The following is a 19,175-nucleotide window of genomic DNA, read 5'->3' as shown; positions in this document are numbered from 1 at the left end:
TTTTTGGGGTATCCTGTGGTAAAGTCACAAGTGTTATTTTGTCAGGACATATCATAACATTTCCAGCAGATGGAGCTCATACTTCATGTTTAACCTTAGATGTCTAAAGCGACTGACTTGGAAGTCCAGTCTGGTCGTGTTGCTGTTTTTACTTCTGACCAGTTTCTCTGTCGCCCTGAATGTTCCGCAGGCCACCGATCCTGATGAGGCGGGAAGGGCGAAACTGCTCAGCTATATTTTGCGGCACCAGCTCATCATGGCGCATTTCAGCCACAAGCAGATGGACGATGAGCTATCGACCGCGGCGTACGATCTTTACCTGAAGCAGCTTGATTTTCAGAAACGTTTTCTTTTGAAGCAGGATGTGGAACGACTGGAATCTTTTCGGACCTCTATTGACGATGAAATGAATCTCGGCAAAATAACCTTGCCTGCCGTTGCTTCATCCATCCTGAGGGAACGCGTGGGACAGGTCAGGGAAATGGTTGAAAGTATCCTGGCTCAGGATCTTGACTATGACAAATCGGAGAACCTGGAGACCGATCCCAAAAAACTGGATTTCTGTTCGTCACTGGACGAACTCCGTCAACGGTGGCGCAAAAACCTTAAATACCAGGTGATCGTACGTTATCTCAACCTCCGTGAGGATCAGCTCAACGCGACGGAAGACAAAGATAAGGCGGTTCCTTCCGAAGAGGACCTGTTCCGGGAAGCCCGCGAAAAAGTCCTGAAAAGTCAAACGGACTTTCTAGAGCGGATGCAGCAGGAGACTCTGCGGGATCATTTCGACCGTTATTTTAACACGGTAGCCCGAGCGTTCGATCCCCATACCCATTATATGCCTCCTACCGAGAAGGAAGACTTCGATATCAGCATGCGAGGTTCCTTGGAAGGTATCGGGGCACTGCTCAGGGAAGAGGACGGCTATATCAAGGTCGTCAGCATCATACCCGGTAGTGCCGCCGCCAAACAGGGGCAGTTGCAGGCGGAGGACGTCATCCTCAAGGTAGGGGAGGGGGCTGGAGAGCCTGTCGATGTGACCGATACGCGCATACGGGACGCCGTGGCCCTTATCCGCGGGAAAAAGGGGACAGAAGTGCGCTTGACGGTCAAGAAGAGCGATGGTTCACAGATGATTATCCCGATTGTGCGCGATGTAGTTCAGATTGAGGAATCATTCGTGAAGTCTACTGTGCTTTCTGGTAAGAAAAAGGGAGTTTCTTACGGCTATATCAAAGTTCCTTCTTTTTATCGTGACTTTGCCGCTACGCAGAACGGTAAGAAGGGGCGCAACTCCACGGATGACGTGCTGGCTGAGTTGGAGTCCCTCAAAAAAGAAGGCATTGACGGACTGATTCTCGATCTGCGCAATAACGGCGGCGGCTCATTGATGGATGCTGTCTCCATTACCGGCCTGTTCATCGAAACAGGGCCTGTCGTCCTTATTAAAAGCAGTGACGGCCGTATGGAAACGCTCGAAGACAGGGACCCTTTTATTGGTTACAAGGGGCCCGTAATTGTGCTGGTCAATCGGTTTAGCGCATCCGCTTCCGAAATTGTGGCCGGCGCTCTGCAGGATTACGGCCGGGCCATCGTTGTCGGAGGGGAACATACCCATGGCAAAGGGACTGTGCAGGCGATGATCGACCTGAACCAGCGGGTTCCCTTTCTTAATATGGGCAAATACCTGCCTTTGGGCGCTTTGAAGGTCACAACCCAGAAATTCTATCGTGTGACGGGCGAATCCACCCAATATCGTGGGATCGTCCCCGACATTGTATTACCCGACAACCTCGAACATTTGGAAACGGGAGAACAGTACCTTGATCATTCGCTGCCCTGGGATACGGTGCAGGAAATCCCGTTCCGACCTTGGAATAAGCCTGTGGAAGACCTTGATGTCCTGCGCCGGGAAAGCGATGGGCGTGTGAGCCAGGATAAGGATTTCGCGAGCATTGTAGAGCAAAACCAAGCAGCCTTGGCGCGACGGGAAAAGACCCTGCAAGCCATTGATCTTGAAACGGTTCGCAAGGAGTGGCAGGAAAGTAAAGCTCGCCTGGAAGCCGATGGCGGAGCACCTCATGGCCCCATGGACAAAAAAGAGGATAAAAAGGCAGAAGAGTTGAGCAAAGACGAAAAACAGAAACGATGGATTGAGGAACTCGAGGAGGATCCCTATACCCGCGAGGCGATGGACATCCTCATGGACATGCGCAAAGCCGCCCCTTAGGTACAGGCTTCTGAAGAGTAACGCCTGAGGTGGGTTCTTCTGGCAAAAAAAGCCTGGCAGCCGCTCTTTTTACGGCTGTCAGGCTTTTTTTACAATCTTGTCACCTCAACAATCGCCTCAAAGGCCACATCAAGAACCTCCTGCAGCACGCTTTCTGGCGTGGTCAAAGGTGGCATACAGTAAATAACATTTCCCAGGGGTCGAAGAATAACGCCTCGTTCCAGAGCCTGTTTGTAGACTTCCAATCCCATTCTGTCCTGCCAGGCATAAGGGATTTTCCCCTCTTGCGTCTTGATCATCTCTACGGCCCACACCATGCCCAACTGTCGTACCTCACCGACATGGGGCAAGGCTTCAAAACGCGACCTGTTGTCGGCCAGTAAAGCTTCTTTATCTGCCAGGGAACCCAGAATGTTCTCCTGCTCAAAGATATTGAGTACTTCCACGGCCACAGCACAGGCCAGAGGGTTGCCCGTGTAAGAGTGTGAGTGGAGAAACGCTTTCAGGTCGACATAATCCCCATAGAAAGCCTCATAGATACGGTCAGTGGCCAGGACGACGGCCAGAGGCATGGTGCCCCCGGTAATGCCTTTGGAAAGACACATGAGGTCGGGAGAAACACCGGCATGATTATTGGCAAACATTTTTCCCGTACGACCGAAACCTGTAGCTATTTCGTCAGCGATATAGTGAACGTCATACCGATCACAGAGTTCGCGCAATTTACACAGGTAGTTTGGAGGGTAGATGCGCATTCCTGCGGCGGCTTGAAGAAGAGGCTCAACAATGATGGCGGCAATTTCCCTGTGACGGTCGGACACCAACTGTTCAAGAGCCTCGAAGCAGGGTGACTGACAGGTGTCACGCTTCAGCCCGTAAGGGCAGCGGAAGCAGTCGGGCCCTTGCACCTGAAATCCTTCCAAAAGGATAGGGCGATAGATGTCCCTGTAGAGACTGCAACCGCTAACCGACAAAGCTCCCACCGTTTCACCATGATAGGCATCCGTCAGGGAAAGGAATTTGGTTTTCTGGGGCCGCTGCGTCTGCTGCCAATACTGAAAACTCATCTTCAGAGCCGCTTCCACGGCCGAAGAACCGTTGTCTGTGAAGAAAACCCGGTTCAGGCCCGCCGGAGCCAGAGCGCAGAGCCTGCTGGCGAGCTCCACGGCGGGTTCATGGGTAAAACCGGCAAAAATATGATGAGAGACCTTGTCGATCTGGGTCTTAAGGGCGTCATTGAGCCGTGGATGGTTGTGTCCAAAGAGATTGACCCACCAGGATGATACAGCATCGACGTAGCGGCGGCCCGCCTTATCGATGAGATAAACGCCCTCAGCCCGCTCGATAGGGATCGGCGGCAGTGTTTCATGATCTTTTTGCTGGGTACAGGGGTGCCAGACATGTTCCCTGTCGAGGCGAAGAAGAGTTTGGGAATCCATCGCTGGTCTATCCTTGTTTCTGAATAAGATGACGAAGGCCGAAATTCATCAGCATCCAAGGTAGCGTATTTATACCGGAAATTTCGCGGGCAAGAGCTGTCACAATATCGCGCGGGCTGCCATTTTGGTGGGTGAGGACTCCCAGCAGATCGGCTGAAGCCAGTGTTACCAGGGCCTTGGGCGCGGAAGCACAGACCTCATCAGGGTTTTTGGGCATATTGTTGATCATGAAGCCGGCTAGAGGGATGTTCATCCCCTGCGCGGCGAAGGTCGTCAGCAGGGTGTGGTTGATGGTTCCCAGATCCGGACGCGCCACGACGAGAAGAGGATAAGCCAGTTGCCGAGCAAGGTCGGCAAGCAGAAGACCGCCGGCCAAGGGAACCATCAGGCCACCGGCTCCTTCGATCAGTAGAAATTCATGCCGTTGACGAAGAGTTTCCGCGGCCGTCAGAATAACCGAAATATCGATGGTGCGCTCTTCCTTTTTGGCTGCAACAGAAGGAGCCAGAGGAGCTTTGAAACGATAGGGGGTGATCAGCTCGGGGGCATCGGTGGTACCAGCCGCCCATTGCAGAAGATCCCCATCTTCCCCAAGCCGGGCAGTGTCTGTGACACCTGTTTCAATGGGCTTCATAACACCAACGTTCACACCGCGCTCTCTCAGGTAGAGGGCGATTGCCGCCGTGACCATTGTTTTGCCGACACCCGTGTCGGTACCCGTCACAAAAACACCTGCTTTAGAATTCATGGACTGTCCCCTCTGCATCCATAATCATCTGCTTGTCATCCTGGATATTCCGACCATGCACCGTCAGATAATTGCCTACCATGACACCGTTGGCTCCGGCCATGAAAATCATTGACTGCATCTCACGCAGATTTTTTTCACGGCCTCCGCACACTCTAATGCTTCGATCCGGCAAAATAAAGCGAAACATGGCAATGGCCCGCAGGCAGTCCATCGGAGCGATGGGCTGGGAATTCTCCAGCGGAGTTCCCTTGACCGGGGCAAGGAAATTGATGGGGACGGAGTCCACCTCGAGGTCACGCAGTGTTTCCGCCAGTTCAATGCGCTGATCGAGCGTCTCGCCGAGTCCCAGGATGCCTCCACTGCACACGCGCATCCCTGCAGACTTGGCAAAGCGTACAGTAGCCAGGTCTGCCTCATAGGGGTGTGTGGTGCAGATTTCAGGGAAAAAGGATGGGGCGGTTTCAAGATTGTGGTGGTAGGTGATACAGCCGGCCTCGGCGAGAGCGCGAGCTGATTCATGGTCCAGCAACCCCAAAGAGGCCGATGGCTCGATGGCTAGCTCCTGCCGGATTTTGCGAACAGCTTTCAAAATCGTTTGCAGTTCATCGCCTCCATTTATGGCTGTGCCGCTGGTGACGATGCCATAGCAATGAGCACCAGCCTGTTGAGCGAATTGGGCTCCCGAGAAAATCTCATCCACGTCTTTGAGAGGAAAAACAGGAGCATCTGTCTGGTAATAAGAAGACTGGGCACAAAAAGCACAGTTTTCAGGACATATGCCGGATTTGGCATTTATGATGGCACACAGGGATACTTTGCCGCTATGGTACTTTTCCTTAATGCGTTGCGCACCGGCAAAAAAATAACCAAGCTCAGAGCCCTCTGCCTTCAGGATGGCCAAGGCCTCGTCTCTGTTCAATCTTTCTCCGGCAAGAACCTTCTCGGTTATGTCCAGGGGCCTCTTTGTCATGGTCAAACCTTTCTTTCAATATTGTGCATAATGCTTCCTTGCATACCCGATTTTTCAAGTAAATGTCAACCCTGAGCAGTATCCAGGTTTACGTTTCGTTTAAATTACCATTTATGGACGATTTATTCTCATATCGTATTGACACATTTGTTCTATTAGTGTAGAACATCATTTCATTTTTAGATTTCATGGGGGGATCATGGTCAAGAAAATCATTGGGAAAAAACTAAAAGACACCCGGCTGAAAAACGATATGACAATTCAAGATCTAGCTGAAAGGTCGCGGGTTTCGTCCAATATGATTTCAAGGATAGAGCGTGGCCTTACCATCCCCTCCGTTGAGATCCTCATGAGGCTCGCCAACGCTTTTGGTATGAGTATCAGTTATTTTGTCGAAGAGGCGGAAAAAGGCTCAACCCAGGTTTTTACTCCCAAGGGAAAAGGGGAACCCATTTTCTTTTTTGAAGACAAGCACCAGATAACAAGCCTTACGCAAGGGATCCGTGATCCCAGTTTTACCGTTTTTTATGACACCATTGAAGAGGGGTGCAGCAGTGGTGAAGGGGGAATGGTTCATACTGGTGAAGAGTTTGCCCAAGTTGTTGAGGGATCACTGGAATTTGTTATTGACGGGAACCGCTATGTGCTTAACGAAGGGGATAGTCTTGTATTCAAGGCGTCACTGCCGCATCGATGGCGCAATATACATCAAGGGACTACCCTGGTTCTGTGGGTAGTGTCTCCCGCGCCCCAGGTTGAGTAGGCACGCTTCAGACTTTTCGTAAATAGAACATCTTTATATCCAAGGCATGGCCATTTAGTGAGGTCTCTATGAAGGTAAAAAAAATACTCGGTAAAAAACTCAAGGCAATTCGGTTAAAAAACGACATGACCATACAGGAATTGGCAGACAGATCATCCGTTTCATCCAACATGATTTCCCGTGTTGAAAGGGGCCTGACGATCCCCTCCGTTGAAATCCTAATGAAGCTGGCCGGGGTTTTTAATAAAAGTATCAATTATTTTGTTGAAGAAGTTACCACCACGCATGAAATGGTTTTTTCATCACCTGGCAATCGGGACAAAACCGTCTATGACGATGAGTTCAACATGCATACCGAGTCTTTTACCTCTGGGCTTAGAGATCCTCAGTTTTCTTCCTTTTTCTGCACGGTAAAAAAGGGAGGGTCGAGTGGCCGCAAGAATATGTACCATCCTGGCGATGAGCTTATTTATGTGCTGGAGGGGAGCTTGCTGGTCGATATCGCCGGGGATAAATACACCCTGCATGCCGGGGACAGCCTTTCTTTTAAGTCGCATTTGCCTCATCGATGGGATAATATTGGCGAAAAAGATGCCAAGGTTATCTGGACCCTTTCGCCCTTCACTACTATCTGATTTTTTTCCGGCAGGTTTCCTTCTATGAGTTTCTTTTCCCGTCTTTTCAAGTCCGATCCCGTCGATACGCTTAAAAAAGCCTTTCATCAAAAACAGTATGCTGAGGTTTTGTCTCGTGCCCAGGCTTTTGATTTAGATGAGCTGGAGGAATCTTTGCGGCAGGAAGTCGAGACGATGATGGCTACAGCCGGTGATGCTTTGGCTGGCATCAATTTCGAAGAAGGGGAAGCCTTTTTGCGAGCTGGCGACAGGGAGCGCGCTGCCGACCATTTCGTGCTGGCTTCCGCCCAGGTGAAAAGCGAATTGTTACGCGAAAAAATACAAGAGGGCCTCAAGTCCACGCGCATAGAAACTTCCTCAGCGACTCTTTCTGCCCCCGGACTTTCTAGCAGTTGTGTTGGTAGCTGTTGTCCTCCTGCCACCAGTGGAGGCGCGCCTGACGATAGCGAGTTGCCCCCCGAGGAAGAATTTGAACTCATCCTGGCAGGCTACCCCATGGAATGGGCGGAAAAGTATATCGATATGGTTCCTCCTTTCTTTGACGGTTTTCTCCATTCTCATCGTGGCGATAGCGATAAAGCCCTCACCCTCTTTCAGCAAGTTGCTGTCGATTCCCGAACCGCCATCTTCTTTTTTGAACGGGGATCCACATACGGACGTCTGGGCGAGACAGAAAAAGCCCTTGCCGATTTACGCCGATGTCTTGAGTTGGAACCCCAAAGCCTTATGGCTCTTGAAACCCTGATCCATCTTGAAAAGTCAGCTAATCAGGTCGATCAGGCTGAACGGCGGCTGCAGGGGCTACTTAAAAACGGGTTTGACCTTGCTTTTTGTCATGGCCATCTGGCTCTCATCCATGCCGCCAAGCAAAGCCTAGACAGGGCCCTGGAACATGGCGTCGAGGCTGTTCGAGCCGGCTCGAAAGAACCCGAAGTCATTTTCCTGACAGCCTCACTATTGGAAAGCCGTGACAGGTTGGAGGAAGCTGAAATACTCTTGGGAAAACTTCAGGGTGGTGGCTGTGGCGGGGTCAATATCCCTTTGGCTGAGTTTTGGTTGCGCCACGGCAAAAACAGTGATAAGGCACTGGAATCTTTCAAGAAAGCCTCCGCTCACGAGCCTCAGAATCTGAAGTGGGCCTTCCGCATGGCTGAAGCCTACCTGGCCAAAGGCTGGAAAAGGGAAGGGGAAGCCATCCTGAATAAGCTTCTTCAGTCTGGAGATCTTGATTCCCAGCTGGTGGAAAAAGGGCGGCTATACCTTTCAAGGGGGGAACAAAACTCCGAGAAGTAGCTGAAAATTCTACCTCATTGATTGACAAGGTATCAGTATCAAGTATATTTTGCACAGAAGGACGGTAGAAGCAGGCCGCCACGATGAATCCATGTACGACATGTCCGTTTTTTCAGGATAAACCAACCACATGACTGTCGGTTTCGGCTGGCAGGTATTGTTATCCGGGAGGCCACATGAACAAGTCGGAATTGGTGGAAGCACTGGCCGGTGAAAAGAATCTCACCTACAAAAAATCAGAAGAAATCGTCAATATCATCTTTGATTCCATGGCTCAGGAATTAGCTGATGGAGGAAGAATCGAGATTCGTGGTTTTGGCAGTTTCGTTGTCAAGGACTACAAGGCCTACACCGGACGCAATCCTAAAACAGGAGAAATCATTCAGGTTAAACCCAAGCGGCTCCCCTTTTTCAAGGTGGGTAAGGAGTTGCGAGAACGCGTAGACAAATAACGAAGATTTTTCGATCAAGCCGGGTTTTATGCCCGGCTTTTTTGTGCCCGCCTTACCGCTTATTTCATATTGATTCCGCATTTTCCGCTTCGAACTCTCGGACGGAAATCGAACCGTCTTTCTGTAGCAAGCATATGAAACATAAAGGGTATTTCCTTTGTTCATCAGGGACTTTAGCATTGAAAATGCGGTATCTATCAGGTATAGTCACCCCGTTTTTTCATTCGTCTTTTCTCTGGTACCCCTACAGGAGACTCTTTAATGTTGGATATCCTGCTTAATCAGACGTTGATTTTTGGTTTGTTCGGCGGCCTGGGCCTCTTTCTGTTCGGCATGAAAATCATGTCTGAAGGACTGCAGAAAGTTGCCGGCGATAAAATGCGAAAAATTCTTTCCGCCCTGACAGCGAACCGCTTTATCAGCACGCTCGTTGGCCTTTCTGTTACCGCCATCATTCAATCTTCCAGTGCCACTACCGTCATGGTGGTGGGTTTTGTCAATGCGGGACTGATGTCTCTCTATCAGGCCATCGGCGTTGTCCTGGGTGCCAATATCGGCACCACCATCACAGCGCAGTTGATCGCTTTTAAAATCACCGCTTATGCCCTCCCTGCCATTGGAGCCGGGGCGGCCTTGAAGCTCTTTTCAAAAAACAAGAAGTGGGTTTATACCGGCGAAATACTTCTGGGCTTTGGTATTCTTTTTTTCGGTCTGGCCACCATGAAAGAGGCATTTGATCCGGTGAAGACCAGCACTGAATTTCGAGATATGTTTCTTCTGGTGGGGGATCATTATCTGTTGGGTGTGCTCATCGGGGCTGTGCTGACAATCATCGTCCAAAGCAGTACGGCCACCCTGGGGATTACCCTGGCCCTCGCGACAAGTGGTATCATTTCTTTCGAGGCCAGTGTTGTCCTGATTCTCGGCGAAAACATCGGAACCACGATTACGGCCAATCTCGCGGCTATCGGCACCAACCTCGCTGCCAGGCGGACGGCCTTGGCCCACTTCCTGTTCAATCTGATCGGTGTGGCCTACATGGTTGCATTTTTGCCGATTTTTATGAACTTTGTCGAAATGATTACCCCCGGCACTGCCGATTTTGTCGTCGAAACGCAAAAACAGGCTGTCAATTATGGCGTTTCTGTGGGCGACAAGCCTTTTATAGCCAGGCATATCGCCAACACCCATACCCTGTTCAACATCATCAACACCCTGATCTTTCTTCCCATGATCGGCATTCTGGCCAAGTTGTCTACCTTGCTGATCAGGGGGAAGGAGATCGAGATGGAATATCATCTCAAGTACATCGACAACCGGGTTCTGAATACGCCGCCGATTGCTCTGGGGCAAGCCCGCGCCGAAACCCGCCGCATGGCCCAGATGACGGTGGAGATGCTGGAAGAGACTATTGAGTTTTTAGCTGACAATAACGATAAAAGAATTCCCGCTCTGGATAAAAAAGAAGAGGCAGTCGATCTGTTACAGAGAGAAATCACGGACTTTCTTGTCGCCTTATCACAACAGTCGATTTCCCAGGAAAGCTCCAAAGACATTGCCTCGCTGATGCACATGGTCAATGACTTGGAAAGGGTCGGAGACCACTGCGAAAACCTGTGGCGACTGGGTTTACGACGAAAGGGAGAGAAAGCGCCATTCTCTGAAATTGCCACCGCCGAAATCCAGGAGATGGGGGAAAAGTGCAAGGCTTTTCTTTCCTTCACGGTGCAGGCCCTTGAGCGTCAGGATAAAACCATCAAGGAAAAAGCTTCTTTCATGGAAGATGAAATCGACCAGCTTGAAGAAACTTTTCGCAATAACCACATTGCGCGGCTTAACACCAGCGAATGTGCAGTAGATCCTGGTCTTATCTTTGTTGATATGCTTCACAACTTTGAAAAAATAGGGGATCACACGTTCAATGTCTCCAGAGCTATCATCGGTCAGAGGTGATCTGATCGCCTCTATTGACATAGGAAGCAATACGGTTCGCCTGCTGATAGCTTCAGGGCAACAGGGAACTATTCACCCCATTTATTACTTTCGCAAAATCACCCGTTTGGCTGGTGGGCTTGCTGATGATACGGGACTGGCGCCGGATGCGATGCGGAGGACTCTTTCGGCGCTTCTGGAAATCAAGGAGATTCTTCTTCAATATGGCATTGAGAACCCTCGTGCGGTTGGTACAGAGGCCCTTCGCAAGGCTAGCAATGCTCGTGACTTTGTCCAGGAAGTTGGCCGTTGCACCGATTTGCACCTGGACATAATTGATGGTGTCACTGAGGCGCGCCTCAGTTGTCTCGGTGTTCTTTCCGTGATCAATCCCGTCCCTGATACATGCATGATTTTCGATATTGGGGGAGGCAGCACTGAGTTTATCATATGGGACAATCGACAGATCAGGTTTCAGGCCAGCTATCCTCTTGGCGTTGTGCGCTTATGCGAAGCCGGGCACTGCTCTGAAAAACAGGCAGACATAATCAAGGGGACTCTTACTCTGCTGAAGGAGGATCTTCTTGACGCGGGTTTGTTTGCCAAGGTTCTGCATTCAAAGACTCCAATTATTGGGACGGCTGGTACCGTGACGACACTTGCCGCCATAGACCTGAAGATGAAAAACTATGATCGTCAAAAAATAAATAATCATAAACTGTTGTACGGGACCCTGGAGCAAATACTGGAGAGACTTGTAAGACTTGATCCCGTTACTCGCGAGAGGATGCCCGGAATGGAAAAGGGGAGGGGAGATCTGATTGTACCGGGATTGCGATCGGTTCTCGCCCTTATGGTCCTGCTTCAAAAGAGATCACTTGTGGTAAGTGATGCCGGTCTGCTCGAAGGCGTCATCCTTGATCTTCTGGACAGACGAGGCTCCTGAATAAATTGACAATTCTCGTTCTCTTCATTTATAGTTTCAAGCTGTTTTTACATCTCTGATTAATGCCCCATATCGAAAATTCTAATTTTAAAATGACAAGGATCCTCATGGAAAAAGCCATTCTGTCAGGAAATGAAGCAATTGCTCGCGGCGCTTTTGAAGCCGGGGTGAAGGTGGCCTCGGCTTATCCAGGCACGCCGAGCACGGAGATTCTCGAAAATATCATTCAATACAAAGGGATCGATGCCTCCTGGGCTCCCAACGAAAAGGTCGCCCTTGAAGTAGGGATCGGGGCCTGTTTTGGTGGTGCCAGATCCCTGGTCACCATGAAACATGTCGGTGTGAATGTGGCTGCCGATCCCCTGTTTACCCTGACTTATACTGGAGTCAGGGGCGGGCTTGTTCTGGTTACCGCCGATGATCCAGAGATGCACTCGTCTCAAAATGAGCAGGATAACCGCAATTATGCTAAATTTGCCAAAATCCCTATGTTTGAGCCGAGCGACAGTCAAGAGGCGCTCACCTACACCCGTCTTGCCTTTGAGGTAAGTGAAAAATTTGATACACCTGTGTTCCTGCGCACCACCACCCGTATTTCCCACTCGAAATCCATTGTGGAGTTGGGCGAGCCCGTATCTGAAACTCCTGAGATCGGACTGGTCAAAGATCCTCCCAAGTTTGTCATGTTGCCTGGCAACGCCAGACGTCGCCACCCCATTATCGAACAGCGATTGCTCGACATGGAGGAGTGGGCCAGTGACCAGCCCTTTAATCGCATGGAGGAGGGCTCCAAGGACGTTGGGGTTATTACGGCGGGAGTTTCCTATCAATACGCCAAAGAAGTTCTTCCCGATGCCAGCATTCTTAAGCTTGGCATGGTTTACCCGCTGCCCAAACGCCTGATTCGCGAGTTCGCGGCGCGCTTCAAGACTCTTTACGTTATTGAAGAACTTGATCCCTTCCTGGAAGAGCAGTTGCTCGCAATGGGCATCCAGGTCAAGGGCAAGGAGCTTTTCCCGATCTGTGGTGAACTGACTCCTGGTCGAGTAAAGAAGGGGCTTACGGGTAAGGAGGCAGAGGTTGCCTTTCAACACGACGAAGCTTTGCCGAATCGCCCGCCCAACATGTGCCCCGGTTGCCCTCATCGTGGCGTGTTCCTTGCTCTTAATCGCCTTAAAGCCTTTGTGAGTGGCGACATTGGTTGTTACACTCTCGGCTTTATGCCGCCTTTGTCCGCCATGGATACCTGTGTCTGCATGGGAGCGAGTATTGGTAACGCGACCGGGCTTTGCAAGGCCCTGAGTCCTGAGGATCGGAAAAAAGTCGTCGCTGTTATCGGGGATTCCACCTTTTTACACACGGGTGTCAACGGTCTGATTGACATGGTTTACAATCAGTCGCAAGGGACCGTCATCATTCTGGACAACCGTATAACCGGCATGACCGGTCGGCAGGAAAATCCTTCATCGGGCTATACGCTGATGGGAGAACCAGCCCCGGAAGTCAATCTTGAACAACTTTGCCTGTCAATAGGTGTCCGTCATGTCAAGGTGGTAGACCCCTATGATCTCGAGCTGACTCGGGCCACCATTCGTGAAGAGATGGAGAGGCCTGAGCCTTCCATAATCATCACGCGCCGCCCCTGCATGCTCATGAAACGGGATGTGGTTAAGCGCAAGCCCCCGCTGGTTGTTGACATTCATAAGTGTACGGCCTGTAAAGCCTGCCTGAAGTTGGGGTGCCCGGCCATCATCTGGGACGATTCTGCCGGCGAAAAAGGCAAAGCCCATGTCGATCCTCTGATCTGCGTGGGATGTGGTGTCTGTGAACAGGTGTGCAAGTTTGGAGCTTTTGGAGTAAGCGATGACAAATAAAGTGACCAATATTCTACTTGTCGGTGTGGGGGGGCAGGGAACTCTCCTCGCCAGTGAAGTGCTGTCCGAAGTCCTGATGATGGCCGGCTACGATGTCAAGAAAGCCGAGGTTCACGGCATGGCTCAGCGAGGCGGCAGCGTGGTCAGCCATGTCCGTTTTGGTGAAAAAGTCTATTCTGAAATCATACCGGAAGGGGAGGCTGATATACTTTTCGGCTTCGAATTGCTGGAGTCCTATCGCTACCTTCCCTTGCTGCGCAAAGAAGGTCGGGCTATTGTGAACGACCTGAAAATTTTACCGCCGGCTGTCGCCCTCGGCCAGGAATCTTATCCAAAAGACATTCCGGAAAAAATCATGCGTGCATTTCCTAAATCAAACGTCGTGCAAGGACTTGCGTTGGCTCTCAAATCAGGAAATGCCAGGACTGTTAACACAGTCCTTCTCGGGGCTTTGTCCAATTCCTTGGATATCAAGGAAGACATGTGGAAAGAGGCCATCAGGAAGCTGGTGCCCGAACGTTTCGTCAATGAAAACCTCCAGGCGTTCGAGCTTGGAAGAACTGCTTAAGAGCAGGGGCTGTTCTGGAGACCGCACAGGGAAAGGCAGAAACCGATGATATGGAATGATGAATTTGAAACTCTTCCGAAAGAAGCGATCGAATCGCTTCAGCTCAAGCGTCTCAAACAGACGATTGAACGGGTTTATGCCACAGTTCCCTTCTATCGCAACAGCTTTAAAGAGGCCAACGTAACCCCTGAAAGCATCAAGTCGCTGGACGATTTACGGCGATTGCCTTTTACCCTGAAAAGCGATATGAGGGACAACTACCCCTACGGTCTTTTTGCTGTCCCTCTGGACCAGATCGTTCGGATTCATGCCTCTTCAGGCACGACAGGCAAACCCACAGTGGTGGGCTATACTCGGCGAGACATCAAGATGTGGGCCGAATTGATGGCTCGCTCCTTTGTGGCCGCCGGCGCTCATCGCGGAGATGTCATCCATAACGCTTACGGATATGGACTTTTTACCGGTGGCTTAGGGGCGCACTACGGTGCAGAAAAACTGGGAGCCTCGGTTATTCCCATGTCCGGAGGCAATACCCGCAAACAGATCATGATCATGCAGGATTTCGGTTCAACGGTACTGACCTGCACACCATCCTACAGTCTCTATCTGGCTGAAGCGGCGGCCGAGGAAGGTGTCAATATCCAGGATCTCAAGCTCAGGGTCGGGATCTTCGGGGCCGAACCCTGGACGGAGGAGATGCGTAGAGAGATTGAAGCCAAGCTCAACATCAAGGCGATCGACATCTACGGGCTGTCTGAAATACTGGGTCCGGGAGTTGCCATCGAGTGTCATGAGGCACAGCACGGTCTGCATATCTGGGAAGATCACTTCATTCCAGAAATCATCAATCCCGACACCGGTGAGGTGCTTCCCGACGGGGAACTTGGCGAGTTGGTCATTACGACGATCACCAAGGAGGGGATACCGATGATCCGCTATCGCACCCGTGACATCACCAGGCTGATTGCCGAGCCCTGTATTTGCGGTCGCACTCACAGACGTATTGCCCGCATGAGTGGACGTACCGATGACATGCTGATTATTCGTGGCGTCAATGTCTTCCCCTCGCAGATCGAAAGCGTCCTTGTCAGCATTGAAGGGGTTGAGCCCCACTATCAACTTATTGTGGAGCGGGAAGAAAACCTCGATACCCTGGAGATCCAGGTTGAGGTCAATGAACAAACCTTCTCCGACGAGATCAAAGTTCTTCAGGACCTTTCGAGCCGCATTCGTCATGAAATCAAGGATTTGCTTGGGATTACCTGCAAAGTCCGCCTGGTCGAGCCCAAAACAATTGCTCGCAGCGAGGGGAAGGCCAAACGCGTAGTCGATCGTCGTAAAGAGAGTCAGTGACCGCTTCACCTAGCACGGGGAGGAAGATCGATGAAAGTAGAGCAGATTTCCATTTTCATAGAAAACAAGTCCGGTCGTTTGGCTGAAGTCACCGAAGCCTTGGGGGATGCCGGCGTCAATATTCGGGCCCTTTCGCTGGCTGACACCTCGGATTTTGGCATCCTGCGACTGATCGTCGACAAAACGGATTTAGCCAAGTCTACCCTTAAAGAGCGTGGTTTTACTGTCAACAAAACCGAGGTTGTCGCTGTTGAAGTCCCCGATCGCCCCAAAGGCCTTTTTGGCATCTTGCAGGTTCTTGACCGTGCTTCCGTCAATGTTGAATACATGTATGCCTTTGTTGAACGCTGCGGCGGCAACGCAGTCATTATCTTCCGCTTCGACAATCCTGAAGAAGCCATAAAGGTGTTGACTCAGCATAACGTGAATGTTCTGCAGGGTGACCGCATTTATTCTATGTAGCACAATCCCCTGCAATATCGAACAATTAAACCCTGAAGTTAGAAATAACTTCAGGGTTTGGAGCTTCTGATGCCCATTTGGAATCCTAAAAAAGAATGTCTTGATAGAAGCACCCTGAAAGAGCTTCAACTGGAAGGACTGAAAAGTACTGTTCACCGCGTATTCGAACACGTTCCCTGTTACCAGAACAAGTTCAGTGAGTTAAAGCTCACACCTGGTAACATTTCCAGCTTGTCCGATCTGTCCAAGCTCCCTTTTACCACGAAGGAAGACCTGCGCCTAAACTATCCCTACGGCATGTTTGCCGTTCCCATGCGAGAGGTCGTTCGCATCCATTCCTCGTCGGGAACAACCGGGAAACCCACCGTTGTTGGCTATACCCGCAACGATCTCAATACCTGGACGGAGCTGGTGGCCCGATTCATGACGGCCGCTGGTGTGAGTGCGGACGATATTGTACAGATCGCCTTCGGCTATGGTCTGTTCACGGGCGCCTTCGGTCTTCATTATGGGGCAGAACGTATTGGTGCCTCCGTGATTCCCATCTCCAGCGGCAATACCGATAAACAGCTCATGATTATGCAGGACTACCGCTCTACGGCCTTGGTTTGTACACCATCTTATGCGCTGACTTTGGCTGATCGCATGGAGAAACAGGGCATTTCGCCGGATTCCATGGCACTCAAGGTTGGTCTCTTCGGGGGAGAACCCTGGAGCGAGGAAATGCGCAAGGAGATCGAGAAGCGGCTGGGAATCCTCGCGACAGATAACTACGGGCTTTCCGAGGTTATGGGACCGGGCATTGCCGGCGAATGCGAACACCAGTGTGGCATGCATCTGTTTGAGGACCATTTTATCGCTGAAATCATCAACCCTGAAACTGGCGCAGTCCTTCCGGAGGGGGAGGTGGGTGAACTGGTGCTGACCAGTATCACCAAAGAAGCTTTTCCGATGATCCGCTATCGTACCCGCGACATTACCCGTCTGACCTACGAACCCTGTGCTTGTGGCCGAACCCTGGCCCGAATGCAAAAAACGGCCGGTCGCTCCGATGACATGCTCATTATCAAGGGAGTTAATGTTTTTCCGACCCAGATTGAAGAAATCCTTTTTCAGGTCGAAGGTTGTGAGCCGCATTATCAATTGGTGGTCGACAGAGCAGGGACCATGGATACCCTGGAGGTGCATGTAGAGGTTAATGAAGGGATCTTTTTCGATGAAATGAAAAGACAGCGGGCTTTTGTCGAAATGGTGGAGAAACGTCTTGCTTCTGCTCTGGGTGTTGGCGCCAAGGTGAAGCTAGTCGAGCCATCTTCTATTCAGAGATATGAGGGAAAAGCCAGCCGCGTCATTGATCGTCGTAAAATCTGACCCCTGTAACTACTTGAAATAATAGCTCGTTTAGGGTTGCTAGCTGTCTTTTTTTTTGTGAATTTTCCCTTGACATTCAATAGCAAATAAACCATAATCCGGTCTCGTTGATTGACGGGGCGTAGCGCAGCCTGGTAGCGCACGTGCATGGGGTGCACGGGGTCGGAGGTTCAAATCCTCTCGCCCCGACCAACGAGAAAAAAGGGAGTGACTCAGTCACTCCCTTTTTTCGTAACATGTGGCTGGGTTTCGGATATATAATTTCCAGAGGATTTTCTGGCACATTTTACCCGGACGCCCACCATCAATTTCCTCAAATTCGTTCCTACATACCCGTTTCACAGGATTCCTATGATTGAAAATGACGTTGTCAGTTTTACCCAGCTTGGCCTTCACCCCGCAGTCTTTAAAGTTATTGACGAGGTCGGATATGAGACTCCGTCACCTATTCAGGCTCAGAGCATTCCTCCCTTGCTGGAGGGCAGGGACCTGCTCGGTCAGGCGCAGACGGGCACAGGCAAAACCGCAGCTTTTTCTCTTCCCCTCTTGAGCCGTATTGATTTGTCGAAAAAGGTTCCCCAGATTCTGGTCCTGACGCCGACACGAGAACTCGCACTGCAGGTGGCTGAGGCGATGCAGACCTATGCCCGTCATCTGCCTGGATTCCAGGTTTTGCCGGTGTATGGCGGCCAGAATATGAGCCAGCAACTTCGGCAGTTGCAACGAGGGGTCCACGCGGTGGTGGGTACGCCAGGACGCATACAGGATCACCTGCGACGCGGCACCCTCAAGCTTGATCGCCTGCTGGCCGTGGTTATCGACGAAGCGGATGAAATGCTTAAGATGGGTTTTATCGAGGAAGTTGAGCAGATACTCGAACACACCCCGGCAGAGCGGCAGACCGTTCTCTTTTCCGCCACCATCCCGAAAGAAGTAATTCAAGTGGCCCGCCGGCACCTGAAGAGTCCCGTCGAGATCCGCATTAAAAGCAAGACCTCGACGGTAGATACCATCAGCCAGCGCTTCTGGCAGGTCAAGGGCTTGCACAAACTGGACGCTCTCACCCGTATTCTTGAAGCGGAAGAGATCGAAGCGATGATCATCTTCGTTCGCACTAAAATTGCCACAGTTGAATTGTCTGAGAAGCTCGAAGCACGCGGATTCTCAAGTGCCCCTCTCAATGGCGACATGACACAGGCCATGCGTGAGAAGACCATAGAGCGTCTCAAGAACGGTTCTCTCGACATCGTCGTGGCGACTGATGTGGCAGCCCGCGGGCTGGATGTAAAGCGCATCAGTCATGTGGTCAACTACGATATCCCTTATGATACCGAAGCGTATATCCATCGCATTGGCCGCACGGGTAGGGCAGGGAGGGAGGGCAAAGCCATTTTATTTGTGGCCCCCCGCGAGCGCCGCATGCTCAATGCGATTGAACAGGCCACACGCCAGCCGATCACTCCCATGTCCCTGCCAACCCGTAAGGATATTACAGACAGACGTATTGGTCTTTTCAAAGAGATGATCGCCGAGGCGATGGAGTCTCAGGACCTTGAATTCTTTGAAGAATTGATCGATACCTATCAGGATGAATATGATGTTGGATTGAGACGGATCGCCTCGACCCTGGCCTACCTGGTTCAGAAGGACAAGCCGCTGCAGATCGAAGGTGGGGGCACAGAGGATGTCATGGACACTCCTTCCGCGGCACCTGCCAGCGGCAGCCGAAAGGTCAAAACAACGACAGCTGCCATGTCGCGTTATCGGATTGAAGTCGGACGCATACACGGTGTGGAGCCGCGCCATATTGTCGGCGCTATCAGCAACGAGGCACAACTCAGCGCTAGCGATATCGGTCAGATCAAATTGTTCGATACCTTCAGCCTGGTTGAGTTGCCTGCCGTTCTCCCAAAAGAAACCATGCGTCTGTTGCAGAATGTCTGGGTTTGTGGACAGCAGTTGCAGCTTCGTGTCGATACGGGTAAGCCCGAAACGGGCACAGGGGAAGGCCGCCGAAAAAAACCTCCGATTAAGGGGAAGGGGACACGTCCACCTAAACCGACCGGGAAAAAAACACCTGCCGGTCGCCGGGGTCCAAAAGACGATTAGCAAAAGGCAATAAAAAAGGCGACCATG

The 19,175-nt window shown here is 51.1% G+C and carries 16 protein-coding genes and 1 tRNA gene; 14 read left to right on the top strand and 3 right to left on the bottom strand.

Annotation, left to right across the window (positions count from 1 at the left end):
- Positions 1 to 85: 85 nt before the first annotated feature.
- Positions 86 to 2,230, top strand: a complete 2,145-nt coding sequence (locus AOP6_RS07930; protein WP_155876215.1) for a carboxy terminal-processing peptidase — start codon at positions 86 to 88, stop codon at positions 2,228 to 2,230.
- An 89-nt stretch (positions 2,231 to 2,319) separates the two neighbouring features.
- Here the strand turns inward: AOP6_RS07930 and bioA are convergent, their stop codons facing one another.
- Genes bioA through bioB form a run of 3 tightly spaced genes read right to left on the bottom strand, consistent with a single transcriptional unit; the run spans position 2,320 to position 5,390 of the window.
- Positions 2,320 to 3,669: an adenosylmethionine--8-amino-7-oxononanoate transaminase gene (gene bioA, locus AOP6_RS07925; RefSeq protein ID WP_155876214.1), complete on the bottom strand. Its 1,350-nt coding sequence runs from the start codon at positions 3,667 to 3,669 to the stop codon at positions 2,320 to 2,322.
- A 7-nt stretch (positions 3,670 to 3,676) separates the two neighbouring features.
- A complete protein-coding gene (bioD, locus tag AOP6_RS07920; protein WP_155876213.1) occupies positions 3,677 to 4,417 on the bottom strand; it encodes a dethiobiotin synthase in 741 nt (246 codons plus the stop codon).
- Positions 4,407 to 5,390, bottom strand: a complete 984-nt coding sequence (gene bioB / locus AOP6_RS07915) for a biotin synthase BioB (protein ID WP_155876212.1) — start codon at positions 5,388 to 5,390, stop codon at positions 4,407 to 4,409. Before bioB ends, bioD begins: the two co-directional genes overlap by 11 nt.
- A 199-nt stretch (positions 5,391 to 5,589) precedes the next feature.
- Between bioB and AOP6_RS07910 the strand changes: the two genes are divergently transcribed.
- The 13 genes from AOP6_RS07910 (at position 5,590) to AOP6_RS07850 (ending at position 19,148) form a co-directional block, all read left to right on the top strand.
- Positions 5,590 to 6,153: a helix-turn-helix domain-containing protein gene (locus AOP6_RS07910; protein WP_155876211.1), complete on the top strand. Its 564-nt coding sequence runs from the start codon at positions 5,590 to 5,592 to the stop codon at positions 6,151 to 6,153.
- A 68-nt stretch (positions 6,154 to 6,221) separates the two neighbouring features.
- Positions 6,222 to 6,788 (top strand): XRE family transcriptional regulator, encoded by a 567-nt coding sequence (locus AOP6_RS07905; protein WP_155876210.1) that lies wholly within the window; start codon positions 6,222 to 6,224, stop codon positions 6,786 to 6,788.
- A gap of 24 nt (positions 6,789 to 6,812) precedes the next feature.
- Positions 6,813 to 8,081 (top strand): tetratricopeptide repeat protein, encoded by a 1,269-nt coding sequence (locus tag AOP6_RS07900; RefSeq protein WP_155876209.1) that lies wholly within the window; start codon positions 6,813 to 6,815, stop codon positions 8,079 to 8,081.
- 176 nt (positions 8,082 to 8,257) lie between these two features.
- Complete coding sequence (locus AOP6_RS07895; protein WP_155876208.1) at positions 8,258 to 8,533, top strand: HU family DNA-binding protein; 276 nt, start codon at positions 8,258 to 8,260, stop codon at positions 8,531 to 8,533.
- A gap of 261 nt (positions 8,534 to 8,794) precedes the next feature.
- On the top strand, positions 8,795 to 10,486 hold the full coding sequence (locus AOP6_RS07890; protein WP_155876207.1) for a Na/Pi cotransporter family protein: 1,692 nt from the start codon (positions 8,795 to 8,797) through the stop codon (positions 10,484 to 10,486).
- Positions 10,455 to 11,411 carry a Ppx/GppA phosphatase family protein gene (locus AOP6_RS07885; RefSeq protein ID WP_155876206.1) on the top strand — a complete coding sequence of 319 codons (957 nt, stop codon included), beginning with the start codon at positions 10,455 to 10,457 and terminating at the stop codon, positions 11,409 to 11,411. The genes AOP6_RS07890 and AOP6_RS07885 overlap by 32 nt, the downstream gene beginning before the upstream one ends.
- Before the next feature lie 107 nt (positions 11,412 to 11,518).
- On the top strand, positions 11,519 to 13,285 hold the full coding sequence (gene iorA / locus AOP6_RS07880; protein ID WP_155876205.1) for an indolepyruvate ferredoxin oxidoreductase subunit alpha: 1,767 nt from the start codon (positions 11,519 to 11,521) through the stop codon (positions 13,283 to 13,285).
- Positions 13,275 to 13,853 carry an indolepyruvate oxidoreductase subunit beta gene (locus tag AOP6_RS07875; protein ID WP_155876204.1) on the top strand — a complete coding sequence of 193 codons (579 nt, stop codon included), beginning with the start codon at positions 13,275 to 13,277 and terminating at the stop codon, positions 13,851 to 13,853. The genes iorA and AOP6_RS07875 overlap by 11 nt, the downstream gene beginning before the upstream one ends.
- Positions 13,854 to 13,898: 45 nt before the next feature.
- On the top strand, positions 13,899 to 15,206 hold the full coding sequence (locus tag AOP6_RS07870; protein ID WP_155876203.1) for a phenylacetate--CoA ligase: 1,308 nt from the start codon (positions 13,899 to 13,901) through the stop codon (positions 15,204 to 15,206).
- Between the two features lie 30 nt (positions 15,207 to 15,236).
- Positions 15,237 to 15,668, top strand: a complete 432-nt coding sequence (locus AOP6_RS07865; RefSeq protein WP_155876202.1) for an ACT domain-containing protein — start codon at positions 15,237 to 15,239, stop codon at positions 15,666 to 15,668.
- A gap of 69 nt (positions 15,669 to 15,737) precedes the next feature.
- On the top strand, positions 15,738 to 17,039 hold the full coding sequence (locus AOP6_RS07860) for a phenylacetate--CoA ligase (protein WP_155876201.1): 1,302 nt from the start codon (positions 15,738 to 15,740) through the stop codon (positions 17,037 to 17,039).
- A gap of 115 nt (positions 17,040 to 17,154) precedes the next feature.
- Positions 17,155 to 17,231: transfer RNA gene (locus AOP6_RS07855), tRNA-Pro, on the top strand.
- Between the two features lie 159 nt (positions 17,232 to 17,390).
- Positions 17,391 to 19,148 (top strand): DEAD/DEAH box helicase, encoded by a 1,758-nt coding sequence (locus AOP6_RS07850; protein WP_155876200.1) that lies wholly within the window; start codon positions 17,391 to 17,393, stop codon positions 19,146 to 19,148.
- The last annotated feature ends 27 nt before the right edge of the window (positions 19,149 to 19,175 follow it).

Origin of the sequence: Desulfuromonas sp. AOP6, from assembly GCF_009731355.2 — a bacterium.
Classification (GTDB): Bacteria; Desulfobacterota; Desulfuromonadia; order Desulfuromonadales; family SZUA-540; genus SZUA-540.
Note: the sequence above shows the minus strand (reverse complement) of the source record. Positions and strands in the feature narration are given on the sequence as shown.